Source organism: Paenibacillus sp. FSL K6-2859 (assembly GCF_038008265.1).
Taxonomy (GTDB): Bacteria; Bacillota; Bacilli; order Paenibacillales; family Paenibacillaceae; genus Paenibacillus_AQ; species Paenibacillus_AQ nitricinens.
Genome location: NZ_JBBOYU010000001.1, coordinates 1,108,523 through 1,134,473 on the forward strand (window position 1 = coordinate 1,108,523; position 25,951 = coordinate 1,134,473).

Consider the following 25,951-nt stretch of genomic DNA (forward strand, 5'->3'; position numbering starts at 1 on the left):
GTCCCTGCATGTCCATTAGAATTGTCTAATGGACATGCGGGGACTATTTTGTATGATCAGTTTATAGCTAATGATTTGAATACCATTCAAGCGCTGCTCTTTCTAGTTCAGTGACAAATGCTTCTTTCCCATCCATATAGGCTTCAATGTCCTTCGGATATTTTGTTCAACAGGCATCATATCAATGATTGGTTTAGCATTTAGCCCAGGAACAGAAGTGCTGCCAATATGGTGAATATCAATAAGTGCATCAGCGAAGATCTCTTTAATCTTACGAGATTCTTCTTGGAAAATAAGATTCCATTCCTCATTGTATTGTGTGACAGTAACATCCATTTCGCTAACCTCTCTTTATGTTTGATTCCTGGATTTTTTTATTATAGAACAAGTGTTCTTAATAATCAAATGCTAAATTTAATATTGGCGGGCGTAATCAACGAGATTTAGGGATGGAGTGCCAGTAGATAAATAGGAATTTATATTTTCGGTAAAAATATTTACGATTCGATTAGCGTATTGATCGGTTATGCCAGCAGAATGAGGAGTGATGACTACCTGCTCCATAGTCCAAAGCGGATGATCCTGCGGGAGGGGTTCGGTTTCGAAAACATCCAATCCCGCACCACGAAGCTGACCGCGATTCAGTGCATGGATTAGAGCCTCAGTATCAGTAGTCGCTCCGCGTCCAACGTTAATGTAATAGGAACCTTGTTTAAAGGCAGAAAAGATTGGAGTGTTAAATAATTGCTTAGTTTCATCGGTGATAGGGAGTATATTGATGATGAAGTCGCCTTGGCTCACAGCTTCTGGCAGATGGTCAGTGGTATATACTTGATCAAAATCAGCGAGTGGCTTGCCTGAGCGACTTACTCCGATCGTCTTCATCCGGAATGCTTTAGCTATTCTGGCAGTTTCGCTGCCGATGGCTCCAGTTCCAACAATAACGGCTGTTTTTCCGAACAATTCACTCTCACTTCCGTCAGAATTCCAGTAACGGTTCATCTGATTGCGAACGGCTGTGTGCAAATTACGTGTGAAGAGAAGCATGAAACCAAAAATTACCGCAGAAATAGGCTCGGCATGCACTCCGCTCCCACTAGTCAATAGGATTCCACGTTCCTTAAAACGCTCTAACGGGAGTTTCTCAATTCCAGCAGACCAGGATTGGACCCAGCGAAGGGGCGAATCTGGACGAAGAAGCGTATCGGCGATGCCTTTAGCCCAGCCGATTACGATTTCAGCATCAGCTAGCAGCTGTAAATCCGGATTTTTGCCGTCACCTTGTGTGAATGTATAACCGGGGGCTGCTGCTTTAATCCTTTCTTGTTGTTCGGCTGTAAGTGGTTGTAAACATACTATGGACTTAGTCATGATGTATTCCTCCTGCTATAAGGTTTGATGAAAATGGATAATGTTATAGGATAAGGATACCAAATCTATAGGAGAAGGTGAAATTGATATGGATGCTAACGTGTCGGATAAAGATTCAGAACGATTATTTATTGCTGTGAAATTACCTTCAGAGCTTCAACAAGTTGTGGCGGAAGAGTGCTCTAACCTATCACATAAGTTTCATTTTGCAAAATGGACTCATCCAGAGGATTATCATATTACCCTGCAATTTTTAGGAGATACCCCAAAGACGAAAATCCTGGATTTAATCAGGTCATTGAAGCAGATGTCAGAGCAATGCCGCCCCTTCAAACTATCCTTAGATAAATGGAATACATTTGGTCTGCCGAAGGCTCCAAAAGTTTTATGGGTAGGGGTTTCCGGCGAATTAGAAGAGCTGAATTTACTGGCTACGAGAGTACACGCTGCGACACTTCCTTTAGGTTTTTCGGCTGAATCCAGGGAGTACAAACCACATCTCACAGTGGCTCGAAAGTACCTTGGAAAAATTTCATTTGATGATAAATTGCTGGAAAACTTACTGAAATTGGATGATGAAAAAAGATCGAAAATCTTTCATAGAGACTGGACGATTGATAGTTTTGTGTTGTATGCTACCAGAATGTATGCCATTCCTATGTATGAAATGATTGAAAATATTACATTTTAAATTCGGTATTTAAGTTTTCAAAGCTTCCGTTTTCGGTTACATACAATAGGAATGTGCCGTGAAATAGGAGGAATATCATGTTAATCTTTAAACAAAACCGCTGTATCGCGTTGCTTGTTGGCGTTATACTAGTGTGTTTCTCTGCCATAAGCTTAATGCAGCCTAATCAGGTTGCCGAGGGGAAAATAGATAGTGTGCAGATGGATAAGCTGCAATCCACCAGCCGAGCATCGGTAATTAATTATTTGCAAGAAGAATCAAAATCTAGTAAGACGAGGGGCACTACAAAAGTTTCACAAACGAATAAGCTTTACAACACAGTTAATCTGTTCAGTTCCACTTGGAAACCAGAGCAGAGTGTAGAATGGCTTAGTAAGAATAAAATAAAGCCACAAAATACATCGCAGGCTTCCATAGTTCGGGTAAAGGCTGATGTAGCACAATCTAATTCAGCTGCGCAGAAAGCGACAGCGAAAAAGAGCGCTCAGACTGTAGTTAAGACAGTCTCGGCATCTCAGAAAAATCCCCTCACAACATTATACTTCTCTCGGACCGAGCTATTAAGCCAGGAGCAGCAAAGTAAAGCAACCCGGCGCTACGCAGTATCCGAAGAAGAACTGCTTCTGCTACAAAAGATTGTAATGGCAGAGGCGGAAGGTGAACCGTACCAGGGCAAGGTGGCAGTTGCCAACGTTGTTCTGAATAGGCTGCGGTCAGCCAATTTCCCCGACACGATATATAAGGTCATTTATCAAAAGCATCAATTCAGTCCTGTAGCTAACGGGCGTCTTAAACGTGTCAAACCTAATGATGATAGTATTAAAGCGGTGAACGCAGCGCTCTCTGGCGTGAAGGAAGTTCCTGATAATACTTATTTTTTCCTATCACTTAAGCTTGCGCAGGATCTTACCGTACATCATTCGCAGGAGTATGTGAAGACCATTGGTAATCATACGTTTTATAAATAATTGACCTATTCTGTGAACCTCAGCTATTTATAGGGTAAACTAGACTATATAACCCTGGAGGTGGAAGAATTGTCATGAAGATCACTTATTACGGACACTCAGCGCTGCTGGTAGAAACAGAGCAAGCGAAAGTTATTATTGACCCTTTTTTGTCAGGAAATCCGAACTCCGGTATTTCACCTGATGACATTACTGTAGATGCTGTCCTGCTGACTCACGGTCACTCGGATCATTTAGGTGATGCTGTGCAAATTGCCAAACAGAATGATTGTCCGATCTTTGCTGTTTTTGAGCTTGCAGAATACTGCCGAATGAAGGGTGCCAAGGTAAAACATATGAATATAGGCGGCAGTCATATTTATGATGCCATTACCGTTAAATATACTCAGGCGTTTCATTCCTCATCGATTCAGGAAGGCGACGTTTGGATTTATGCTGGACAGCCCGCAGGTATTTTATTGACGATAGAGGGGAAGACGTTATTTCATGCAGGTGATACCGCACTATTCAGCGATCTGCGTCTGATTGGTGAAAGAACTGCGATTGATTTGGCGGCTCTGCCAATTGGCGATATGCTGACCATGGGACCGGATGATGCGCTCCTTGCTGCGCGCTGGCTTCAAGTGGACAAGGTCATCCCACTTCATTACAATACATTTCCGGATATTGCCCAAGATGCTATGGATTTCTGTGCTCGTCTGCGACAAGAGGGGATAGAGGGGTTCCCGCTTAAAGCTGGTGAAAGTATAGAGATTTAATAAATCCCGATCACATGTTTACACAAAAAAGTAGATAGCCGGGGATTTTCCCGGCTATCTACTTTTCTTTACATATAATTGGGGCCTCACAAAGTACCTGATTACGTATCGAAGAAAAGCTCCGCTTCGTGGGGATGTTTTATGGTGTAATGCACACAGCCTCTTCGCCTCGGGCTTGAGATCTTGCTCCTCTAATATCAGCTGTTTTGTCTGCGGGGTTGCCTAACATCTGCAGAACGGTAGTCGCGCAACTTTGCGGTTGATGTTTATCAGGGGCAAGACGGCGTTTACGCTGCTCTTCGAGAACAGAATACTCACGGAGCATCATAGAGAACCATTTGTTTACTACCTCACAGTCAAGTACCTCTGCTAGTCCTAGCTCTACGAAATATTGGCAGTTTTTCTCTTCCTGACCTGGAATAGCTTTATAGAAGAGCATTGGAATTCCCTTAGCCTGACCTTCGGTACAGGTCATACCGCCAGGCTTTGTGATTAGAAGGTCGGAAGCATCCATCAGTTTATTGATTTCACTGGTGTATCCAAGAATCCTGACGTTAGGATGATTAAGTCTTGGATTGGACTTCATTTTGGCTATAAGCTTCTCGTTACTGCCCATACAGAAGATGAGCTGGATGTTATCCATTCTGGCTGTGAGTGAATTCATAATCTCTTTGCCGAACATCAGTCCCCAGCCTCCACCCATTATAAGAACAGTAGGGATATCGGCTAGACCTAGTTCCTTACGGAGCAGCGTCTTGTTGGATCGTTCCCAGAACTTCGGATGCACAGGAATGCCGGTGACCGTTACAAGCTCAGGAGCAATCCCTCGGCCTGTTAGAATTGATTTGACGCGTGGGGTAGAGACGAGATATCGATTGACCTCGGAATTTACCCAGCTACCATGTGCATCATAATCTGTAATTAACGTATACAGCGGAACCTCCAATCCACGACGTTTTAGTCTGGAAATGACAGCAGCCGGAATGGGATGTGTGCAAATAATCAAATCAGGTTTTAGCTGTTCGATCACTTGAGAGGCATGTGTATAAAAAATCCGGTGAAGTGCCATCTTAGTCAACGGGTTCAATGATTTATGATATTGTGTCTTATACATCATGCCGACCAGCTTAGGCTGGCTGCTAACTGTTTTTCGGTAAGCGGAAAGAATCCATGGGGCGACCATCGGGTTAAGAAATTTACCTAGCTCGATGACTCGGCACTGGACATCCGGATTCAGCAGCTTTATTCCTTCGGCCAGAGCATAGGCTGCTCCTGTGTGGCCCGTACCGAAGCCTTCCGAAAACAGCAGTACTCTTTTCTTTCGCATAAGTTCACCTGCTACTTTCCTTTTCAATAGAAATGCGGAATTTCTTCTTAATATAGATGAGGGAAAACTGTTCTCTAATCACATTATACAAATAAGACGTAAATAGAAAGTTAAAACCCTGCAATAAATAAAAAAATAAAAGATTTTCTAAAGTATTGCAAACTGCAAGGCTTCATGTTAAAGTAATGAATGACCAATTGACCGGATTAGTAAAGTGGTCAGATAGTCAGCGGTAATGATATTTTCTGGAGAAAGGAAGTGAGCACAGGTGGCAGTGGTGGATCGAAGACAGCAGGTGCTTCAGGCCGCAGCAAAATCTTTTTCATTATTCGGCTATAAGGCGACTACCATGGATCAGGTTGCTAAGATCGCAAATGTTGGGAAAGGAACCATCTACACCTTTTTTACAAACAAAGAGCAATTGTTTGATGAGATCCTGCGCGATATGATGGTAGAAATGAAGATGATTGCTGATCGCGAGATCAGGCGAGACAGACCTTTCTTTGATAACCTGCATCGTGTGCTGGATGCCCTGCTGGAATTTCGAAGTGAGCAGGAGCTATTCATCAAGCTTTCCCAGGAGAGTCGCGAATTCGGAACGCCGCAGGCAGGAGAAGGGCTCGAGAAGATCGAGAACTTAGTTTTAGAATATTTAGAACGGGAGGTGCAACAAGCGCTCCAAAAGGGAGAAATCAAACCTTGCGATCCTAAAATCGTATCTGTAGTCATGTTCAGGCTATATATTGTATTGACTGCTGAACTGAATAAAACACATACTCCCTTGGACAAGGAACAGATCAAGATGTACTTTCATTTGTTTCTCGCCGAAGGATTGGCACAGTAAGCGTTGATTCAGGGTAGGGATGGCGTGATCAGATTCGCTTTCCCTTAACAATTTCCAAGCTGTTATAGGCATTGAAGAAGAGCCGAGAGGCGTTTTTTTATCCCCTGAATTGACCGAATGGGGAAAGTGGTCACCTAGTGTTACGTAATATTTCGCAAACAAAGCATTTTAAAGAGAGCATAAGCTCATAAGGAGAGAACCAGAATGAAATCATTATCCGTATTTACCAAGGATCTTGGCGCAGCACTGAGAAATCCAAAGGTGCTGATTCCGATGATTGCCATCCTATTTATTCCGGTGATGTATAGCGGATTCTTCCTAAAGGCATTCTGGGATCCGTATGGCAAGATGAATGAGTTGCCGGTTGCTGTGGTCAACCAAGACGTCGGTGCTAATTATGAAGGAAAACAACTTCAGGCCGGAGATGATCTGGTTGAAGAGCTTAAGGTAACCGATGGCTTTCAATGGAATTTTGTTTCACTAGAAGAAGCGCAAGCAGGAATGAAGGACAATACCTATTATATGTCGATTATTGTTCCAGAAGACTTCTCTGCTAAAGCAACAACGCTTTTGGATGATGAACCACAACCGGCAAAAATTATTTATGAGCCAAATGAAGGCTACAACTTCCTGGCCGGTCAAATCGGCGGAACGGCTGTAGCAGAAATTAAATCTAAAGTATCCGCTAAGGTAACTGAGGCTTATGTGGATTCTGTATTCAATCAGATTACTGATGTATCTAAAGGACTTGGCGAAGCGGGAGATGGAGCTAGCAAGATCGCTGATGGTGCAGGTAAGCTGGATGACGGCGCACTGAAGCTGAAAGAGAATCTTCTTGTACTGACTGAAGGTACGGGCAAGCTTCAAAATGGTTTAGAACCACTGACTAAAGGTGTGACTGATTTAAATTCAGGTGCTACCGCAATTCAAACGGGTTCTAGCACTTTGGCAGGCGGTTTGCAACAATTGTCGGCTGCTCATACACAGCTTCAAGATGGCGTTGCACAAAGCGCTGCCGGCAGTAAACAGCTTAGTGATGGCTTGAAGCAAGCTGTAACAGGTGCCACACAGCTTCAAGCAGGTACGAAGTCTGCTGTGGATGGTACTGCTAAACTACAAGCAGGAACACAATCTTTAGTCGACGGCAGCGCGAAGCTGGAAGCAGGTTTGACCTCTTCTGTTGATGGCAGCGCGAAGCTGGAAGCAGGCTTGCAGGCTTCCGCAGAAGGTAGCACAAAGGTTACTGAGGGTGCTAAAGCGGTCGCTCAAGGTTTGCAGCAATTGGCACAGGCTAGTCCTGAGCTGGCACAAAATCCAGCCGTACAGAAGCTCCTGGCAGCTAGTGCAGCTGTTGCACAAGGCAGTGAACAACTGCAACAAAGCCAACAACAGTTAGCACAAGGAGCAAGCGCACTTCACAGTGGGCAAGAGCAGCTTGCACAAGGTGCAACTCAGCTGCATGCTGGTTCACAGCAGGTTTCTGCTGGAGTAACCCAGTTGCATGATGGAGCACAGCAATTAAATGCTGGTAGCACTCAGCTCTTGGCAGGACAACAAAAATTGGCACAAGGTTCGTCAGCCCTTGTAACGGGTGGCGATAAGCTACAAGCAGGTATGAAACAGTTCGGCGCGAAGCTTAGTGAAGCAGCAGCTGGAGGTAACAAACTTGCTGAGGGTGGTAAAGCACTCGGAGATGGTACATCGAAATTACTCAGTGGTGTTGGTGAACTAGGTAGCGGCATTGGTGCTGTAGCTGACGGTTCCAAACAATTGGCTAATGGTGCAGGCGAGCTGAAGAATGGGATGGATGATCTGAAATCTGGATCCACAGAACTTGCAACTAAGCTTGGTGAAGCTGCTGAACAAACAGGCAGCGTGAATAAGTCAGATAAAATGATGGAAATGTTCGCACAACCGGTTGTGGTTGAGGATCAGGTTGTAAATCATGTACCGAACTACGGCACAGGGTTTGCTCCTTACTTCTTATCTCTTGGGTTGTTCGTAGGTGCTCTGATTTCTACGATTGTTATTCCAATGCGTGAATCAGCTGTAATTGGCGCAAGCCGTTTGAATCGTTTTATCAGCCGTACGCTTACGTTCTCAATCATGAGCTTTATCCAGTCTATGCTGGCTGCTGTGGTTGTATTGTACGGACTTGGACTAGAAGTACAAAGTGTACCGCTATTCTTCCTGTTTACATTCTTGACTAGTCTAGTTTACACATGGGTAGTACAATCCATTGTTACTTGGCTGGATCAACCGGGACGTTTTGTTGTTATCGTTATTCTTATTTTCCAATTAACAACTAGTGCTGGAACATTCCCACTTGAATTGATCCCGAACTGGATGAAATTCTTTAACCCACTGCTTCCTATGACTTACACAGTTAGTGGTTTTAAATCAGTAATTTCTACAGGGGACTTCAGTGCAATGTGGAGTGATGTAGGTGTGCTTGCAATCTTCGGTCTTGGATTCCTTGCTCTTACTTTCGCTTACTTCATGACCCGCAGTCGGGACAATGAAGCTGGAATGAAAAGTGAACAGGCTCTGACTGTATAATTTGAAAAAAAAGTAATTTAAAAGCGTCTCCTCAGGGAGACGCTTTTTTTGAGTTCAAATCATAGAACCCTTTTTCTTGCAAACATTCAAGGGCAATGAAAATTCTTGAAACGCTTTCATTGCATAAGTTCTTATGCGTCAATTATGCATAATTATACACATATGAGTTTTTTTAAACTTTTGTCCACTAAAGCTGTGTCGCAAAAAGAAATGTTAATCAGCATCATAAAAAAGTTTAAATTGCGCTGTTGTCACCTCGGTGATAAAATAATAGCACTAATCTGGCTTTGAATAATTATTAAAATTTTAATCTGAAAAATTTTCCAAAGATTACGCCATACTTTATAATAGAAAGGTTGCGTTCGATGAGACACACTGAACTGCCCGGAAAACAGGGCCTGTATGATCCCCAGTTCGAAAAAGATGCTTGCGGCATGGGATTTGTAGCCCATATTAAAGGCAAACCGTCCCATGATATTGTTAGTAACGCTTTAACAATGCTCTTTAATATGGAGCATCGTGGCGGACAAGGTAGCGAACCCAACTCTGGTGACGGAGCAGGTATCATGCTTCAAATTCCGCACCGTTTCTTTGCTAGTGAAGCCCAGAAGCTTGGCTTTGCTTTGCCGGAACAAGGCCATTATGGCGTAGGCATGATTTTTCTATCTCAAAACGAGAAAGTTCGGGCTCAGCATGAGGCTCTTTTAAGCAAAATTATTGCTGAAGAAGGTCAGGAAGTACTCGGCTATCGTGATGTACCTACCTATGATGAAATGCTAGGCAAAACAGCGAAGGCTGCAAAGCCTTTTGTGCGCCAAGTGTTTATCGGTCGCTCGGCCTCGGTTACGAGCGAATTGTCTTTTGAGCGTAAGCTTTATGTCATTCGCAAACGTGCAGAACTTGCGATTCGCTACGGTGGTGTAGAAGAGGCTGAAGCCTTCTATATCCCAAGCTTGTCATGTCGTAAGATCGTGTACAAAGGCATGCTGACTACAGAACAAGTCGGACAATTCTACCTGGATTTGCAGAACGAAGAGCTGGAATCAGCAATCGCGTTAGTTCACTCCCGTTTCAGTACGAATACCTTCCCAAGCTGGGAACGTGCGCATCCCTACCGCTTTATGATCCACAATGGTGAGATTAATACCTTGCGCGGAAATGTGAACTGGATGCATGCTCGCCAGTCGCTGTTCAAGAGTGAAGTGTTCGGCGAAGATCTGAGCAAGATCAAACCTGTTATAAATCCGGATGGATCGGACACTGCAATGTTCGATAATACCTTTGAGTTTCTTTATTTGAGCGGACGCTCCTTGACGCAGGTAGCCATGATGATGGTCCCTGAACCATGGAGCAATCATGACAGTATGGACGCCGACAAGAAAGCTTTTTACGAATATCACAGCACTTTGATGGAGCCATGGGACGGACCTGCTGCAATGGGCTTTACAGATGGTGTGCAAATCGGCGCTATTTTGGACCGTAACGGCTTGCGGCCTGCTCGTTATTATGTAACAAAGGACGACATGATTATTCTATCCTCCGAAGCGGGTGTACTGGACATTCCAGCAGAGGACATCTTATATAAAGACCGCCTGAAGCCTGGACGCATGCTGCTCGTGGATACGAAGGAAGGCCGCATTATCTCCGATGAGGAAGTTAAATCGGCTATCGCCATCGAGAAGCCTTACCGTCAGTGGCTGGATGAGCATTTGATTAGTCTCGAAGAGCTTCCAGATGCGCCTGAGCTACCCAATCCTAAGCATGACAATGTGCAGCAGCTGCAGCAAGCGTTCGGCTATACTTTTGAGGATTTGCGCAAGGTGCTTGAGCCAATGGCATCTACTGGCGCTGAAGCTGTAGGTTCCATGGGGTATGATGCGCCGCTCGCTGTGCTTTCTGACCGTCCGCAGCGTCTATATAACTATTTCAAACAAATGTTTGCTCAAGTTACGAATCCGCCAATCGATGCAATTCGCGAAGAGCTGGTTACCTCTACTACGACTACGATTGGACCAGAGCGTAACTTGCTTAAACCAGAACCAGAAAGCTGTCGCCAAATCTCGCTGCACACACCGATTCTTTCGAATGAAGACTTTGCTAAAATTCGTCATGTTCGTCGAGCAGGCTTCAAGTCGATGTCTATTCCGATTCTTTTCCCGGCTGAGCTCGGAGCAGAAGGAATGCGTATCGCGCTTGAGCGTATGAACGAGGCTGCGGATCGCGTTATGGCTAAAGGTCATAACATTCTGATTCTGACGGACCGCGGTGTGGACCGTGAGAATGCTGCGATTCCTGCTCTACTTGCGGTATCGAGCTTGCATCACCATCTGATCCGGCAGGGAACACGGACAAAAGTTAGTATTTTACTTGAATCCGGTGAACCTCGTGAAGTCCATCATTATGCACTTCTGCTTGGTTATGGTGTGAGTGCAGTCAATCCGTATCTGGCCTTTGAAAGTTTGGATGATATGATCGGCCAAGGCTTACTGCGGGGAATCTCGCATGAGAAGGCTGTGAAGAACTATATTAAAGCTGCGACTAAGAGCGTAGTTAAGATTCTTTCCAAAATGGGGATTTCTACTATTCAATCCTACCGGGGCGCGCAGATCTTTGAAGCTGTGGGTCTGAACTCGGAGTTCGTGGATCGTTACTTTACTTGGACACCTTCCCGCATTGGCGGTATTGGTCTGGAGGAAGTAGCAACCGAGGCACTTATCCATCATAACCGTGCTTTCACTGAAAAAGACGGAAATGATAAAGTGCTTGATTCCGGTGGTGATTATCAATGGCGAAACGATGGGGAAGATCATTTGTTCAACCCGCAGACCATTCATCTGCTTCAGCACTCTGTGCGTAGTGGAGATTATAAAATGTACAAGAAATATGCTGCACTGGTTCAAGGTGAAAGTGAGAAGCATCAGACAATTCGTTCTTTATTGCAGTTCAAGTCAGCATATGAACCGATTCCTTTAGAAGAAGTAGAACCCGTAGCGTCCATTATGAAACGGTTCAAGACGGGTGCGATGTCCTTTGGTTCCATTAGTAAGGAAGCGCATGAGACCCTCGCTATTGCAATGAACCGGATCGGTGGTAAGAGTAATACTGGTGAGGGTGGAGAAGATCCGGCCCGCTATATCCCGGACAGCAACGGCGATTCCCGTCGCAGTGCGATTAAACAAGTAGCTTCCGGACGTTTTGGAGTTACATCTAACTACCTTGTTAACGCTGATGAGATCCAGATTAAGATGGCTCAGGGTGCTAAACCAGGGGAAGGCGGACAGCTTCCAGGACGTAAAGTTTATCCATGGGTGGCTGAAGTACGCGGTTCAACAGCGGGTGTGGGCTTGATTTCACCTCCGCCGCATCATGATATTTATTCGATTGAGGATTTGGCAGAGCTGATCTATGATCTGAAGAATGCCAATCCACGTGCAAACATTAATGTTAAGCTCGTCTCTGAAGTCGGAGTAGGTACGATTGCTGCTGGCGTAGCCAAAGGGCGTGCTGATATTATCCTGGTAAGTGGCTATGACGGGGGGACAGGTGCATCTCCAATGAACTCCATTCGTCATGCTGGTCTTCCATGGGAACTTGGCTTGGCTGAAACGCATCAGACGTTGATGCTGAACAATCTGCGTGACCGCGTTGTACTGGAAACAGACGGAAAAATGCTTAGCGGACGCGATCTAGCCGTAGCTGTATTACTGGGTGCTGAAGAGTATGGCTTCGCTACTGCTCCGTTAGTAGCTGTGGGTTGTATCATGATGCGTGTCTGCCAAATGGATACATGTCCGGTTGGCGTGGCAACACAAAATCCAGATCTTCGTAAGAACTTTACGGGTGATCCACAGCATGTAGTTAACTTTATGACCTTTGTGGCACAGGATTTACGCGAAATTATGGCGAGTCTTGGCTTCCGTACGATTGAAGAGATGGTTGGCCGTACAGATTGCTTAGACGCTGCTCAAGCTTCGCAGCATTGGAAGAAGAAGGGCGTAGATTTGAGTAGTCTGCTGCATGTACCGGAAATGCCAGAGGGAAGCACACGCTTCTGCAGTAAACGTCAGAATCATGGTCTGGAAGAGACGCTTGATGTCTCTAAACTGCTGGATCTGGCTGCACCTGCACTGGAATCTGGAACGGCTGTAGAAGCATCGTTACCGATTACGAACGTTAATCGTGCCGTTGGAACCATCCTTGGTAGCGAGCTGACACGTAAATACGGGGCAGCCGGCTTGCCTGATGATACGATTCGTCTTCATTTCACCGGTTCTGCTGGTCAAAGCTTGGGTGCATTCGTACCTAAGGGGATCACACTTACGGTGGAAGGCGATTCCAATGACTACGTTGGTAAGGGACTGTCGGGTGGTAAGATTATTATCAAACCCTCTCCAAAAGCTACTTTTGCAGCTGAGGACAATATCATTATCGGAAATACTGCATTCTACGGAGCAACAGCTGGAGAAGCTTATATCAACGGTATCGCCGGTGAACGCTTTGCCGTTCGAAATTCTGGAGCGAAGGTTGTTGTAGAAGGTGTGGGTGACCACGGTTGTGAATACATGACCGGAGGCCGTGTGGTGGTTCTTGGTGAAACAGGCCGTAACTTTGCGGCAGGGATGTCAGGTGGTATCGCTTATGTTTACGATCCAGAGAGATCCTTCATCGGCCGCTGCAATCTCGAAATGGTCTTGCTCGAGAGAGTGGAAGAGCCAGAAGAGATCGAAGAGCTGCGCGAGCTGATTAGCCGTCATGTAGAGCTTACAGGCAGTGAGGCGGGAGCGCGGGTATTGGATCACTGGGCAGATAGCTTGCCGAAGTTTGTTCGGGTCATTCCGAAGGATTACAAACGGATGATGGAGCAGATTCGCAAAGTGGAGCAAACCGGATTGACCGGCGAGGCTGCTTTGATGGCTGCATTTGAAGCGAATATGCGCGAGCTTGCACGTGTAGGTGGCTAAATACCTGCATTCTGAAAAAACGGGTAATATTGAATGAAGTAATATAAGGGACTTGGACTCTTTCGTTTGCGGGAGGCCAGGTCCTTTTTTGTTCCAATTGAATCGAATCCTCGGTCTAAACAACGTTAGACTGTTTCTTTTTTGTAATTTTCTGAAAAAAACGGTATGGTAAACTTGTTTGTAAATGAAAGGAAGTGATACTGTGTCAAATACAGAAATGATGTCTGAACCTGTTGCCCGTCTGCAGGGAGTTACCAAGAAAATAGGCTCTAAGACGCTGGTGAGCAATTTAACGCTTGATATCCCACCGGGTCAAATATTCGGGTTTTTGGGACCAAACGGAGCAGGGAAGACGACAACAATACGAATGATGGTGGGATTAATTTCCATTAGCAGTGGGGATGTCCTGATTAGTGGTCATAGTATTAAAAATAATTATAAAGAGGCTATTGCAAGTGTTGGGGCTATTGTAGAAAATCCTGAAATGTACAAGTTTCTGTCCGGGTATCAGAATCTTAGACAATTTGCACGGATGGTACCGGGAGTCAGTAAGCAACGGATTGATGAGGTTGTGGAGCTGGTCGGGCTTGGTCAAAGAATTCATGACAAAGTGAAGACTTATTCCCTAGGTATGCGTCAGAGACTTGGAGTAGCTCAGGCACTACTAAACCGACCAAAGCTACTGGTTCTAGATGAACCAACCAATGGGCTTGATCCACAAGGCATACGTGAGCTTCGTGACTATCTGCGCCTACTCTGTCGTGAAGAAGGAACAACCGTATTTGTCTCCAGCCATTTACTTTCCGAAATGGAGCTCATGTGTGACAGTGTAGCCATTATTCAGAATGGGCAACTGCTTGAGGTAAAACAGCTAAAAGAGGTGGGCAATGTTACAATGCCTGTCGGAGAAACTTTGTTTGAGGTTGACGATGCTGAAGCTGCACTTGCTCTCATTGGACAAGGAACATTAAAGAGCGGTGGGCTTGTAGTTGAGGCGGCACGTGAAGATATTGCGGAGTTTAATGCCAGACTAGTGGCTGGTGGGATTAAAGTGTACAGTATCAAATCACTTGCCCGTACACTTGAGGATCAATTCTTAGAGGTTACAGGAGGTGAAGGAATTGAGTAATTTTACAGCGTTGATACATAATGAGAACATCAAGATATACAGTCGTGCTCGCACATGGATTATGCTGATTATTCTAGCAGTGTTTAGTGCGTTTCTTCCGGCTCTTATGTATTTCACAACGGATAACCCTGCATCACGCTTAGGCGTTTGGGACAGCTTCCAAATGATAGTGAGTGTTGTATTCTTCCTGAATACGATCTTCGTTGTTGTTATAGCCGCTGACTCCGTAGCGGGCGAATTTACCTGGGGAACCATCAAAATGCTGCTGATTCGCCCGTGGAGCCGTTCCCAGATCTTGCTCTCGAAATACATTAGCATTGTGTTGTTTAGCTTGCTTTGTACTGCAGTGTTGATTGTTTTTGGTTTAGCTGCATCGTTTATTTTCGCCTCACCAACTGGAGACACAATGTCTTCGATTGCAGCTTGGAGTCCTGCTGAGTATTCCTTTATAGATCTCCTATGCCGCTATGTCACTCTTTTCTTGACGGTTACACTTGCTTTTATGATCTCTTCCGTATTCCGGGCAAGTGGATTGGCGATTGGTTTATCTATGTTCATCATGTTTGCCCAAGGTATTTTCGCTGCTTTGCTTAATCCGGATGTGTTCGAATGGGCCAGATATTTAATTTTCACTCATATGGATCTAAGGGTCTACATGGGATCTGATGTTGGTCCAGGTGGTGCCACACTAGGCTTCTCCATTGCTGTGCTAGCAGTGTATTATGTTATATTCTTAGCAGTTTCCTGGTTTGTCTTCCGTAAACGGGACGTTGCTGGATAAAAAATAGGATTAACCGGCTTCAAGCGTTTCTTCTGCTTTGGAGGAACGTTTTGCTGACTTGTCCTTTTTCGTATTACTTTTGAGCTCACCTGCTTGTTCAGAGGTGGGCTGTTCCTGCATGGCGATGGACCCGTTAAGCAGGCTGCCTTCCATAATACTGAGTGCTCCTGCAGAAATATTACCGTGTAGCTCGCCAGTACCAGTCATAATGAGCCTACGATCTGCGGTAACATCTCCATATACTTTACCAGCGATAACGATCTCTTCTGCTCTAATACTGGAGCGCACCGTGCCTTCCTCCCCTACAGTGACTACACCACTGCATATAATTTCTCCGCTGAAGGTACCTTCAATCCTCAGGTTCGTATCACAATGTACTTTACCCTCGAGCGTACCCCCATGACCAATCAGAGAGTCCGTAGACTTGAAAGGGGCACGCTGCTGCCGCTTGTTCCACATGTATAAATTCCTCCTAGTTCATATATTTTCACATTAACATTTAGGGTTTAACATAATCCAATGGATCCACAGTTTTATTCTGCTTCACTACCTGAAAATGAAGATGAGGTCCTGTGCTTCGACCAGTGTTTCCAAGTAAGCCAATCTTCTGCCCCTTGTTAACCTTGTCTCCCGCAGATACATTCATTGCCTGCAGATGCATATACCAGGTTTCAAGCCCGTTCGAATGCTTTATCACGATATACTTGCCTCTCGCACCCATCTGCTCGGAGGTAACGACCTCTCCGTCTAAGGCGGCATATACAGGATCGCCTAAGTTCCCGGCAATATCGACACCTGAATGGAACGCGGATAAGCCTTTGAAAGGATCTGTTCGGTAGCCGAAGCTTGAGGAGATGACCCTAGAATCGGTAGGCCAGAGTACCGCTGCATTTAGTCTGGCTTTTTCAGCCTGAGCTTTTTTTGCCTGTTGATTTGCTTGAACGTTATTCTCATGCTCGGCCAGAGTGATAGTCTGAGTAATACTTTCTACCATTTCATCGAGCATACCGTGGATCTCTTCGAAATCGTCTTTTGTTTCCTCCACCAGATTTAGTGATTCGTTCTGATAAGACGCGATATATTCTCCGCCTACCTGTGATGTGATTGTAGCTTTAAAAGATGTCTCATTTGGGATTGGCATAGCGTTACGGCTCGATAAGCCTAAGGTAGAATTTGAAGCAGTAGATTCCGTTTTTGATTCTTTTGTTTCAGTGGCGGAGCCTTTGCTTTTGTTAATCAAAGACTGCAGCTCCTGTTCCAGCGCATTTACACTCTTCAGCTTGTCTTTAATATGATCTGCCTCTTCTGATAGCTCGCTGACTTGAGTACGAAGCTGCATTAGATCCTTATCCTTGTCAGCGACCTTCATTTCCATGCGGAGATTGGTTAGTGATAGTGCGGCTGCCTCAGCTTCCAGTTGTGAGATCGACTGCGAGGCATGGAAATGCATAGAGGTGACCAGACTGGAGAGGGACAGGGCTGCTGCTGCCGGCAGGGCGAACGCAAGTGGCTTGGAGATGTGGAGTTGTTTGACTGGGCGTCCGGCGTCCCTTACGACGAGCAGCGTAATCCGGTTATGATCTGGCTGACTCTTCATGGCTTCTCCTTTCTGCGGCATATGGCAGCCGCTTTACGATACACGAAGCTAACGACCTTACTTGCATTAGGCTCATCCCGAATTGTCTTACTACTCTATGTATTCCATATCTTTCGGGAACATGACAACGGTTTGTTTGAATAAAGAAAGAGAGTTACGGCAAAACCTGTACTAGAGTCGCCGCAGCGAGTCTATTGCAACTGTTTTATTAATGGAGGGGGTAGGGAATTGAAGACCTTTGCGATAATTCTAAGTCTTTTTATTGTACAGCTCGCAGTTATTGTATTTTTGGAGTTCCGTCGCCCGCAAAGGGCTATGGCGTGGTTGTTCATTTCATTCTGTTGTCCGCCGCTGGGTCTGGCATTCTATTATTTTCTGGGCCGTGATTATAGACAGAATCGGAAATTAAACAAAAGATGTACTTCACTATTTCGTGAAATTCGTTCACATGTCTCTGGCAATATTAAGGTAGTAAAGGATGTTACTGAGAGTGGAAACGCTCAGTTTGAGAATAATAAAGGTCTATTGGATTTACTCTCGAAAATCGCAGAAGGACCGATTACTGGTCACAATAAGAGCAGGGTATTATCCACTGCTAGAGAAGCGTATGATGCTATGCTGGAAGCTATGGAAGAGGCGAAAGAACATATACACATGGAATTCTATATTTATCGTGATGATGAGATTGGTGAGCAATTTCAAGATGTTATGATTCGGAAGGCGCGACAGGGCGTTAAGGTACGCTTGCTTTGTGATGGTTTGGGCAGCCATCAATTAAGCCGGAGATTCATTCGTACATTGAGTAATGCGGGAGTAGAGTTCCACTTTTTTTTACCTCCGATTAGTTCACTGTTGGATCGTCGTTTTAATTTCCGAAATCATCGAAAGATCCTGGTGGTGGATGGGCTCGTTGGCTTCACGGGTGGAATGAATATAGGGGATGATTATTTGGGGAAGGATCCCAAAATGGGATATTGGCGTGATACCCATCTGCGTCTGGAAGGAGACTCGGTATATTACATTCAGTATGTGTTCTTAAAGGATTGGACACTGGCCTCTGGCGAAAGTATGAGTCATCCGCGTCTATTCCCAAAACATACTTGTGAGGCGCAAGAAGCCGTGCAGATTGTTGGGAGTGGCCCGGATGCTGCAATAGACGCTTCTCAGGAGATGTATTTTGCCGCCTTATGCGCAGCTAAACAGCGGATTTGGATTACTTCACCGTATTTTATTCCTGATCCTGCCATATGCCGGGCATTGAAAAGTGCAGTACTTCGTGGAGTGGACGTAAGAATTATCATTCCGGCGAAGCCTGATAATATGCTTGTTTATCATGCTTCTTTGTCTTATTTAGAAAATTTACAAGACGCAGGAGTGAAATTCTACAGCTATACCAAAGGATTTATGCATGCCAAAATCATGATTATCGATGATCTGCTCGCTACAGTGGGAAGTGCAAATCTGGATATGCGCAGCTTTTATTCTAACTTTGAAATGACAGCTGTGCTGCTACATCCTGATGCTATCTCTCCGATAGTCAAAGGGTTTGAGAAGGATCAGAAGCACAGTGAATTTATTGATCCTGTAAAGTTTAAGGAGAGAGGGCGAATTGTCAAACTCGGTGAAGGGCTGTGTCAGTTGTTATCTCCGCTATTATGAGCGGAAAGAGGACTAAATCTGAATTTTTCGAAGGATATAACGTGTTCCATTCATTATTAGGGCTTATTTTGTGATATAATAATTGTATAAGAAGAAATGTAAGAAAGTATAGATTATAATTATACTTCCGAATGTTTCAACACTATACTGTTAAATTGTAGGGGGAGTTCTATGAATGTGAGTCCACAAATGATTGCCAAAGAGGAAAAGAACAAGCTGCAGAAGACCGGAACACATAAAATGGCTAAGTTCGCGCAGCGTATGATCATGTTATCCATTGGGGCAGCAATGATGGCTGTTGCACTTGAGATATTCCTCGTACCGAATCAAATGATTGATGGTGGGATTACCGGTATCTCTATTATTTTATCACATCTATTCGACATTCCTCTGGGGATTTTATTGACGCTGTTAAACCTTCCGTTCTTGTTAATTGGTTATAAGCAAATCGGTAAGACCTTTGCCTTATCTACCTTATATGCAATTGTGCTTATGTCTATTGGTACTTCAATGTTGCATCATGTGAATGCCTTTACGGTTGAGCCTATGCTTGCAGCCGTTTTTGGGGGGATCATTCTTGGTGTAGGTGTTGGGTTAGTAGTACGTTTTGGCGGATCTCTAGATGGTACAGAAATTGTTGCGATTCTAGTGGCCAAGAAGCTTCCCTTCTCTGTAGGTGAAGTTGTTATGTTCTTCAACCTGTTCATCTTGTCCGGAGCTGGATTTGTGTTCGGTTGGAATAATGCGATGTTCTCACTAATTGCTTATTACATTGCTTTCAAGGTAATTGACATTACACTTGAGGGTCTGGATCAATCGAAATCGGTATGGATTATCAGTGATAAATTCCGTGATATCGGTGAAGCCTTGACGGAACGTCTTGGACGTGGTGTTACTTATTTAGATGGAGAAGGCGGATTTTCCGGGGAGAATAAGAAAGTAATCTTCGTGGTTATCACCCGTTTGGAAGAAGCCAAGCTTAAATCCATTGTTGAGGATTGGGATACTGGTGCATTCATCGCAATAGGTAACATTCATGATGTTAAAGGTGGCCGTTTCAAGAAGAAAGCCATTCATTAGCTTGGCACTTTAGTATTATTAACTGAAAGAAGGTATTTTTACGAATAATGGAGCAATAAATACGGTGAACAAGACTCGATATGCCGTATTCTTATACAATATACCTTCTGTCCTTGAGTGGGACGCCTGATAAGCCCGGAGCATGAAATGATGCTGCGGGCTTATTGTTGTTTTTTGGCTCATTATTCGTGTCATTCCATCCCTACGGAAGCTTAGCAATGAGCTGTTTGACGGGTTGCGGAGGCACCTTTTTCAAAAGATCTCCCATCCGTTGCAGGCGTTCCTCAATATTGAGCAGATGAAAATCAGTAGGAGATACGTTTTGCTGAACCTCTTTCCATAGCAAGGGTGTGGATACTGTAGCAAGCGGTCTGGCACGTGGTGTGTAAGGTGCAGCTAATGTTTTGCCACTGTAATGCTGGAGGTAGTCAAAATAGATTTTATCTCCCCGATTCTTCTTCAGACGCTCCAAGGTGAATAAATCGGAGTGCTTTTCAGTGACATAACGACCGACGAAATGTCCGATTTTTCGCAATTCATCAAAAGTAACACCAGTTTCGATAGGAACAATGATCTGAACCCCGGTAGCGCCAGAGGTTTTGGGTACAGAAGATAAACCAAGGGAGGTTAAGACCGTTCCAACGATTGAAGTGGCTTCCATGATACGAGGCTCAACCTCACGTGACGGGTCTAGATCAATCATCCATTCACAAGGTAGAGCGCTGCCGACATAATGCAAAGAAGGATGGAATTCCAAAGCAGCCAGATTACCCAGCCAAATCAGCTCAGGTAAACCTTGTAGCTTAATATAATTTATATTCTCATGTAAAGCGGTCTGGACAAAGGCAGGAAGAGGATCAGGTGCATTTTTCTGATAAAAGGACATTCCAGAGACACCGTGCGGATAACGAATGACGGTCAGCAGCCGATCTCGGCAATAGCGCAGCAGATAGGGAGAAAGTGCAGCAAGCTTTTGCAGATAAATCCGCTTCGTAATGCCACATTCTGGCCAGAGCAGCTTCTCTGGGTTCGTGATAATGATTTCTTCTCCGTCTACGGTAATTGTACCTTTGATCGCCGCGGGCATCTGAAACCTCCTTTGCATTATAGGAATGAGGGTATTATGTGCCAGTCTGTTTCTTTTCATGAAAAAAATATTTCCAAAGTGTCCCTTTTGGATGATCATAGGAGTTATAAGGATATACGATTACGTGAAAGGGGAGTTTGCTGATATTGGACGGAATCGAGTACACCGTCGTTCGGGTACAGGCAGGCGAGGTAGAGTCCTATGCCCTTATCGTCGAGGCTTATCAAAAGCCGATTTACCGCTATTGCTGCCGGCTGCTTGGAAGCCGCACGGAAGCAGAGGATGCGGTACAAGATATTCTGGTAAAGGCCTATCAGCATATAGGCACGTACCGCCCTATCGCGAGCTTTTCATCATGGTTATATAAAATTGCCTATCATCATTGCCTTAGTCTAATCCGCAAACGCCAAAGACATTTAAAGATTATGGCGCTTTTTCAACCCGAGCCTCCTGCAGAAAGTCCGGAACAGTTGATGGACCGTTACATCTTTAACGAACAGCTCACGATTGCCCTCTCAAAGCTGAAAATGGATGAGCGAAATCTGTTAGTACTTCGAATCTTTGAGGAACAGAGCTTTCCGGAGATTGCGGAGATCCTCGATAAAAATACGGATGCCGTGAAGAAGAGATACAGGCGTACGATTACGAAGCTTGGCAAAATGATGAATGCTCAGAAAGGGGGGACGGAATGGTGGGGCAACGGCAACGAAGCTTTGTTGAAGAGAAAATGATAAAAAAAATGGACGCATGGGGTGACTGTGACGATCTAGATGTAAAAGCAGCTGTTATGAAGCGGGTAAGGGCGATTCATGATCAACAGAAAATAATAAATGGAGAAATGACCCACTTCCGTGACGAGCTGGATTCATTCTCAATGCCGGGAAATCCCGTTATGCAAAAGCAAGAGAAGATACTCCCGCATCCATCTAGGTTTAGAAAAAGACTTCTCTCAGGGGTATCCGCAGCTGCATTGCTGGGAATGATCGGATTTGGTGCTCTTCAGCTGTCTGGACTTGGGGATTTAGCGGAACATGGGAGCCAGTCTACAATTGATATCACACAGCCTTCGGATGGCGCTATTACATTAGTAAGCAGTGGAGGTAAAGCTATTGTTCAGACGGTTCACAATAATACCCCTGTTCCCACAACCTCTACTGCGATAGAGAAGTATCTAAGCTTATTAGAGACTTATAAAGAGCAAGTGCTTGCTTACTTGAACGTTGGAGAAATGGCTGCTTATTATGTGAATGATCCTGAATTTACTAAGTTGGTCAAAGGTTTAGGTTATGGAAATCAATTGCAGTACGCCTTCAAATCTCCTATGTATACGAAGTATCAAAATTTCGCAAATGAATTAAAAGGGACTGGCGATTTCTGGCCAGAGCTGCCTTCCAAGCTCACTAATGGTTATGAATTTGAGCAAGCAACTTTTAAAGCTGCTTCTCCTTACGGGTCGATAAACACGGAGCATAAAGAAATGCTTGAACAATTTCAAAAGAAAGCTAAGGCCGATGATACAGGCCAAAAGCTGTTTATGGAGAAGATAACTGTGAATGCCATAGAGAGTGCTGAGGTTACCTATCACAAGGGGGATCAAAGAATTACATTATCCTTAAGCCAGAGTGAACTACTTGGAAACGGTGCACAACAAGTGTCCATCCTGGAAGGTCAGACTGCTGAAAAATGGTCTCTGACAAACACAGGTAAAGAGGCGGCTTTTATCGCTGCGAGTACACAGCAGGGGGCCCAGGCTTGGTATTCCTTGAATCGTTTGTATTGGTATGATGAGGCCAGCCAGACGATTCGTAGTCTAAATGATGGATTGAATAACAGTTTAACCCGTGAACAATGGCAAGTGATTGCCAATAGTTTTATTCGCTAGCTACTGTTGTTCTATCCGTACAATATGAGAAGCTGTCTCAAAAGTAGTGAAATCTACTTGGGAGGCAGCTTTTTTTATAGAATAGGAAAAGTAATGGATTTTACTGTGCCATGTGACGATATGCCACGTGTTGTGTTCTATGCTACTGGTTGGGGCGGTGGGCGATGTGCTATGTGTGATTTACGTGCTTTAAACTAATTAGGGAAAAACGCGCTAAAAATAACCAATATTCGCTCTAAATGAACGAAATCAGGGAATTCCTCCCTAATAATCATAGGGATTTCTTTATTCGTTGCCGAATAGGCCAAATTTCAGGGAAGTTTTCCCTAATTATAAGTCCGATGAACAGAAATCTCTGAATTTTAAGGAGAAATTCCCCAATTACTCTATAGGTGCTTCACTTCACATATTGCATCACTTGGCGCGTCATTTGTAATGTTAAGAACAAAAAAGAGGCTGTCCCTAAAGCTATGAAGGTTGCTTGGGACAGCCTCTTTTTTGTGAGAAAAAGTCCCTTTCTCCCATGCTGAAGTGTTATAGAAGTGTAGTTGAAAAACAGGGCGAAATTACATCTACCCTTTTAGAAGGAGGTGATTAGAACTTGAAGCTTAATAATCAATTCAAAAAAATACTGATGGTGATTTCTGCAGTAACCTTGCTGGGAATAGGAGTGGTCTTGGGTGGGGAAGTATCTGGTTTATTCCTTTCGACCGCGTCGGCATCCGGGCAGCAGGCTTCAGCACCAATCGATCAGAAGATTCAGAAGCAACTGGATGCACTCGAAGCAGGGTTGAAGGAAGGAACGTTAATGGCTTATTACGTACGTGATAAAGTTTCCAATCCTCAGGATACGATCAGCTTCTCTGGCAAAGGATTTGTTTTTAAAGACTATAAATCTTTTGCAGCTAAATTTAAAGCGCTAAAGGGGCCGTCTACTCCGCAGCCTGGCAATCTTCCTAAAGGCTTCGCGCTGGCTACAGCTATCATTTACCCACCGGTCGTAGCTAATGATTCAGATCTGTATTTACAGTTAGAGCAAGAACTAAAGGCAGCAGCAGCGGCAGGTGAGCCCCATAAACAGTTGTTCAGTAAAGTTGTTAGCTGGAGCCAGACTAAATTGTCCATGCAGCTGTATGCCAAAGGAAAAGCCAATTTTAGCATTGTAACCGGGGCGCCGCCCGCCAAACTCCCCGAAGGAGCGGTACCTTTTGTACGAGCTACAGAAACTAAGAAAGAGCTGACGGTCAACGGAAGGAAAGTAGTGCTTACAACCGATTCCGCTAAAGATGCAAGCTTCAATACTAAACTGGTGTGGTTGGATAACTCAGGAACAGTGCAATATACCCTTTCAGACAATCGGGCCAGTAAACTGACGACAAATGAAATGCTGGCTGTAGCTAAAAGCATGATCAAATAACCAAATGGTTAAAGGAGGATATCATATTGATTATTAAAAAAAGTGCAGCTATTACGGCTTTAAGCTTAATAGTGTTGATGAGTGCGGTGAGTGGAACAGCAGGCGCAGTGCCTGCAGGAAGCAAGAATAAAAGCAAAGCCACCGCACCCGTTGAACAGAATACGCCGGTATCGCCAACGATTGAAGCGTTGATTGCTAAAGAAAATGCGGTTCCCTTAAAGGCGGGCGAAATTAAGATTCTTTATGTCAATGACAAGAAATCTAATCCAGATGAAACCTTGAGTATAAGCTATATGCCTTACAGATTCAGTTCCACAAATGAAGCAGCGCAGAAGTTATCTTCATTAAGCGGAAAGTCACTCCTGATACCTGCTTCACTCCCGGAGGATTATAAGCTGCAGGATGTTGTTTTAAATCCAGTGCTTCCGATGTTCTTCAGCACAGAGTATAAAGCCCTCAGAGATCAGATAAAAGCCAAAGCACAAGCTGCTGGTAAAAAAGTGATTTCCCAAAGCTTGAAGTGGAGCGACACAGAAACTTCTATCACCTATTTGCGAAATGGGGAGAGAGCGATTTTAAAATCTGCTCCTGCATATACGCTTCCGGAAGGGGTTACTTTGGCGCAGCTGCCTGGTGACCAAGATGAGAACTTGACCATCAATGGAGTTGAGTCAGTATACACTGTGTTTGGACCTCATCATGGAGATCTTAAAGTTCAGCTGGTATGGTCTAGTGCGGATGGAGGTACTGATTATAAGCTTACGAGTACAAAAAATACTGCGCAGACAAAAGCGGAGCTGGAGGCCATTGTAACAAGTCTTATAGCACAATAAACAACGTCCTCCCGTACAGTCGGGAGGACGTTTCTTTGGGGAAGAACTCATCCTTTTTGCTCCATAGTGCATGACTCCGGAGGAAGATCAACCTTAGCTTGAGTAACGGGCTGACGCAAAGTGCCTGAGGTATTCCATTCCAGAAAATGAACCTTGAAGACAAGCTTTGGTTTGATCCAAAATGCATTCTTACCTCGTTGCGGAACCTCTGCAAAGGACATTTGATCTATTTTTAATTGATGTGCCTCCGCAGTTAAGTCGCGTTTATCCTGTACAGTCAATTTGCCGGGTCCGGCATGCCCGATATAGTGTAGGTTACCATCATTGTCATACAGCCCGAGAAGCAATGCATTAACGATGCCGTCTCGGAACGTTACACCTCCGGCTACAGCCACAATGTCAGAAATGATTTTACGTTTCTGCCAGCGTTTATCTTTTCCACCCGGAGCATAAGTGCTGTTGATATCCTTGCAGACGATTCCCTCTAGGCTTTGGTTCTGAGCGGCGGCAAACAGTTCTCCAGGATCGCTATAATTCGGTACGACTTGTACATGAGGATGGGGCAGCAGAATATCGCTTAGCAGCTGCTGCCGCGAGCATAAAGGTTGATCCATCGTCGATTGGCCATTGTACAACAGAATATCAAAAATCATATAAATGACAGGAACCTGATACCTAACGACAGAAATGGTGGAGCCATTCTTTAAGCTGTCCCTCCGCATGACCTCGTGGAATGAAGGTTTTCCATCCTTGAGTGCAATAATCTCACCATCAAGAATAACGGAGTCCGCTTTGCAGTAAGCAGATACATCCGTAAGCTCAGGGTATTGCGTTGTACGGTAATTGCCGCGTCTGTTAATAAGCTGAGTAGTGCTTCCGTCGTAATAGGACAACATGCGAACGCCATCCCATTTAATCTGTGCAATCCACTGGTTGCCTGCTGGAAGCTGCCCAGCCAGTATGGGTTCAAAAGGAATAATAGGCTGAAGCTTCATCAGCAGAGCCTC

The 25,951-nt window shown here is 44.6% G+C and carries 21 protein-coding genes; 14 read left to right on the forward strand and 7 right to left on the reverse strand.

Annotated elements, in window-relative coordinates:
• Positions 1 to 102: 102 nt before the first annotated feature.
• Both MHB64_RS04830 and MHB64_RS04835 read right to left on the reverse strand, forming a co-directional pair.
• A complete protein-coding gene (locus tag MHB64_RS04830) occupies positions 103 to 336 on the reverse strand; it encodes a GrpB family protein (RefSeq protein ID WP_341133834.1) in 234 nt (77 codons plus the stop codon).
• A 78-nt stretch (positions 337 to 414) separates the two neighbouring features.
• Positions 415 to 1,371 (reverse strand): D-2-hydroxyacid dehydrogenase, encoded by a 957-nt coding sequence (locus tag MHB64_RS04835; protein WP_094871428.1) that lies wholly within the window; start codon positions 1,369 to 1,371, stop codon positions 415 to 417.
• Between the two features lie 88 nt (positions 1,372 to 1,459).
• Here MHB64_RS04835 and thpR point away from each other — a divergent pair, with 88 nt between their 5' ends.
• The 3 genes from thpR (at position 1,460) to MHB64_RS04850 (ending at position 3,788) form a co-directional block, all read left to right on the forward strand.
• Positions 1,460 to 2,062, forward strand: a complete 603-nt coding sequence (thpR, locus tag MHB64_RS04840) for an RNA 2',3'-cyclic phosphodiesterase (protein WP_341133835.1) — start codon at positions 1,460 to 1,462, stop codon at positions 2,060 to 2,062.
• A gap of 77 nt (positions 2,063 to 2,139) precedes the next feature.
• Positions 2,140 to 3,030 carry a cell wall hydrolase gene (locus tag MHB64_RS04845; RefSeq protein WP_094871430.1) on the forward strand — a complete coding sequence of 297 codons (891 nt, stop codon included), beginning with the start codon at positions 2,140 to 2,142 and terminating at the stop codon, positions 3,028 to 3,030.
• Between the two features lie 74 nt (positions 3,031 to 3,104).
• Positions 3,105 to 3,788, forward strand: coding sequence for a metal-dependent hydrolase (locus MHB64_RS04850; RefSeq protein ID WP_341133836.1), 684 nt, complete (start codon positions 3,105 to 3,107; stop codon positions 3,786 to 3,788).
• A gap of 139 nt (positions 3,789 to 3,927) precedes the next feature.
• Here the strand turns inward: MHB64_RS04850 and MHB64_RS04855 are convergent, their stop codons facing one another.
• Positions 3,928 to 5,115, reverse strand: a complete 1,188-nt coding sequence (locus MHB64_RS04855) for an MGDG synthase family glycosyltransferase (RefSeq protein WP_094871432.1) — start codon at positions 5,113 to 5,115, stop codon at positions 3,928 to 3,930.
• A gap of 268 nt (positions 5,116 to 5,383) precedes the next feature.
• Between MHB64_RS04855 and MHB64_RS04860 the strand changes: the two genes are divergently transcribed.
• The 5 genes from MHB64_RS04860 (at position 5,384) to MHB64_RS04880 (ending at position 15,389) form a co-directional block, all read left to right on the forward strand.
• Positions 5,384 to 5,959, forward strand: coding sequence for a TetR/AcrR family transcriptional regulator (locus MHB64_RS04860; protein WP_094871433.1), 576 nt, complete (start codon positions 5,384 to 5,386; stop codon positions 5,957 to 5,959).
• Between the two features lie 204 nt (positions 5,960 to 6,163).
• Positions 6,164 to 8,518 carry a YhgE/Pip domain-containing protein gene (locus MHB64_RS04865; RefSeq protein WP_094871434.1) on the forward strand — a complete coding sequence of 785 codons (2,355 nt, stop codon included), beginning with the start codon at positions 6,164 to 6,166 and terminating at the stop codon, positions 8,516 to 8,518.
• 365 nt (positions 8,519 to 8,883) lie between these two features.
• Entirely contained in the window at positions 8,884 to 13,479 is a 4,596-nt protein-coding gene (gene gltB / locus MHB64_RS04870; RefSeq protein ID WP_341133837.1) for a glutamate synthase large subunit, read from the forward strand.
• A gap of 217 nt (positions 13,480 to 13,696) precedes the next feature.
• Positions 13,697 to 14,608 carry an ABC transporter ATP-binding protein gene (locus tag MHB64_RS04875; protein WP_094871465.1) on the forward strand — a complete coding sequence of 304 codons (912 nt, stop codon included), beginning with the start codon at positions 13,697 to 13,699 and terminating at the stop codon, positions 14,606 to 14,608.
• Positions 14,601 to 15,389 carry an ABC transporter permease gene (locus tag MHB64_RS04880; protein ID WP_341133838.1) on the forward strand — a complete coding sequence of 263 codons (789 nt, stop codon included), beginning with the start codon at positions 14,601 to 14,603 and terminating at the stop codon, positions 15,387 to 15,389. Before MHB64_RS04875 ends, MHB64_RS04880 begins: the two co-directional genes overlap by 8 nt.
• 9 nt (positions 15,390 to 15,398) lie before the next feature.
• On the opposite strand, the gene MHB64_RS04885 is transcribed toward MHB64_RS04880, so the two are convergent.
• Together MHB64_RS04885 and MHB64_RS04890 are read right to left on the reverse strand one after the other, a co-directional pair.
• On the reverse strand, positions 15,399 to 15,848 hold the full coding sequence (locus MHB64_RS04885) for a bactofilin family protein (RefSeq protein WP_094871437.1): 450 nt from the start codon (positions 15,846 to 15,848) through the stop codon (positions 15,399 to 15,401).
• 40 nt (positions 15,849 to 15,888) lie between these two features.
• Positions 15,889 to 17,007, reverse strand: a complete 1,119-nt coding sequence (locus tag MHB64_RS04890; protein WP_341133839.1) for a peptidoglycan DD-metalloendopeptidase family protein — start codon at positions 17,005 to 17,007, stop codon at positions 15,889 to 15,891.
• Between the two features lie 207 nt (positions 17,008 to 17,214).
• Here MHB64_RS04890 and cls point away from each other — a divergent pair, with 207 nt between their 5' ends.
• Complete coding sequence (gene cls / locus MHB64_RS04895; RefSeq protein ID WP_094871438.1) at positions 17,215 to 18,645, forward strand: cardiolipin synthase; 1,431 nt, start codon at positions 17,215 to 17,217, stop codon at positions 18,643 to 18,645.
• Between the two features lie 240 nt (positions 18,646 to 18,885).
• Complete coding sequence (locus MHB64_RS04900; RefSeq protein WP_231573468.1) at positions 18,886 to 19,725, forward strand: YitT family protein; 840 nt, start codon at positions 18,886 to 18,888, stop codon at positions 19,723 to 19,725.
• 202 nt (positions 19,726 to 19,927) lie between these two features.
• On the opposite strand, the gene MHB64_RS04905 is transcribed toward MHB64_RS04900, so the two are convergent.
• Positions 19,928 to 20,812: a DNA polymerase domain-containing protein gene (locus tag MHB64_RS04905; protein ID WP_341133840.1), complete on the reverse strand. Its 885-nt coding sequence runs from the start codon at positions 20,810 to 20,812 to the stop codon at positions 19,928 to 19,930.
• Positions 20,813 to 20,955: 143 nt separating this feature from the next.
• Between MHB64_RS04905 and MHB64_RS04910 the strand changes: the two genes are divergently transcribed.
• The 4 genes from MHB64_RS04910 to MHB64_RS04925 all read left to right on the forward strand — a co-directional run bounded on the left by MHB64_RS04910 (position 20,956) and on the right by MHB64_RS04925 (position 24,944).
• Positions 20,956 to 21,543 (forward strand): RNA polymerase sigma factor, encoded by a 588-nt coding sequence (locus MHB64_RS04910; protein WP_373455887.1) that lies wholly within the window; start codon positions 20,956 to 20,958, stop codon positions 21,541 to 21,543.
• Complete coding sequence (locus MHB64_RS04915) at positions 21,501 to 22,694, forward strand: hypothetical protein (RefSeq protein WP_341133841.1); 1,194 nt, start codon at positions 21,501 to 21,503, stop codon at positions 22,692 to 22,694. The genes MHB64_RS04910 and MHB64_RS04915 overlap by 43 nt, the downstream gene beginning before the upstream one ends.
• Positions 22,695 to 23,295: 601 nt before the next feature.
• Entirely contained in the window at positions 23,296 to 24,111 is an 816-nt protein-coding gene (locus MHB64_RS04920; RefSeq protein ID WP_280787773.1) for a hypothetical protein, read from the forward strand.
• Positions 24,112 to 24,137: 26 nt separating this feature from the next.
• Positions 24,138 to 24,944, forward strand: a complete 807-nt coding sequence (locus MHB64_RS04925; RefSeq protein WP_341133842.1) for a hypothetical protein — start codon at positions 24,138 to 24,140, stop codon at positions 24,942 to 24,944.
• A gap of 47 nt (positions 24,945 to 24,991) precedes the next feature.
• Here the strand turns inward: MHB64_RS04925 and MHB64_RS04930 are convergent, their stop codons facing one another.
• Entirely contained in the window at positions 24,992 to 25,939 is a 948-nt protein-coding gene (locus MHB64_RS04930) for an ATP-dependent DNA ligase (RefSeq protein ID WP_341133843.1), read from the reverse strand.
• Between the last annotated feature and the right edge of the window lie 12 nt (positions 25,940 to 25,951).

Coding starts and splice junctions, on each gene's coding strand:
- MHB64_RS04865 (WP_094871434.1), top strand. CDS start 6,164: ATGAAATCATTATCCGTATTTACCAAGGATCTTGGCGCAGCACTGAGA.
- MHB64_RS04890 (WP_341133839.1), bottom strand. CDS start 17,007: ATGCCGCAGAAAGGAGAAGCCATGAAGAGTCAGCCAGATCATAACCGG.
- MHB64_RS04915 (WP_341133841.1), top strand. CDS start 21,501: ATGGTGGGGCAACGGCAACGAAGCTTTGTTGAAGAGAAAATGATAAAA.
- MHB64_RS04845 (WP_094871430.1), top strand. CDS start 2,140: ATGTTAATCTTTAAACAAAACCGCTGTATCGCGTTGCTTGTTGGCGTT.
- MHB64_RS04835 (WP_094871428.1), bottom strand. CDS start 1,371: ATGACTAAGTCCATAGTATGTTTACAACCACTTACAGCCGAACAACAA.
- MHB64_RS04885 (WP_094871437.1), bottom strand. CDS start 15,848: ATGTGGAACAAGCGGCAGCAGCGTGCCCCTTTCAAGTCTACGGACTCT.
- MHB64_RS04875 (WP_094871465.1), top strand. CDS start 13,697: ATGATGTCTGAACCTGTTGCCCGTCTGCAGGGAGTTACCAAGAAAATA.
- gltB (WP_341133837.1), top strand. CDS start 8,884: ATGAGACACACTGAACTGCCCGGAAAACAGGGCCTGTATGATCCCCAG.
- MHB64_RS04830 (WP_341133834.1), bottom strand. CDS start 336: ATGGATGTTACTGTCACACAATACAATGAGGAATGGAATCTTATTTTC.
- thpR (WP_341133835.1), top strand. CDS start 1,460: ATGGATGCTAACGTGTCGGATAAAGATTCAGAACGATTATTTATTGCT.
- MHB64_RS04855 (WP_094871432.1), bottom strand. CDS start 5,115: ATGCGAAAGAAAAGAGTACTGCTGTTTTCGGAAGGCTTCGGTACGGGC.
- MHB64_RS04850 (WP_341133836.1), top strand. CDS start 3,105: ATGAAGATCACTTATTACGGACACTCAGCGCTGCTGGTAGAAACAGAG.
- MHB64_RS04930 (WP_341133843.1), bottom strand. CDS start 25,939: ATGAAGCTTCAGCCTATTATTCCTTTTGAACCCATACTGGCTGGGCAG.
- MHB64_RS04905 (WP_341133840.1), bottom strand. CDS start 20,812: ATGCCCGCGGCGATCAAAGGTACAATTACCGTAGACGGAGAAGAAATC.
- MHB64_RS04900 (WP_231573468.1), top strand. CDS start 18,886: ATGGCTAAGTTCGCGCAGCGTATGATCATGTTATCCATTGGGGCAGCA.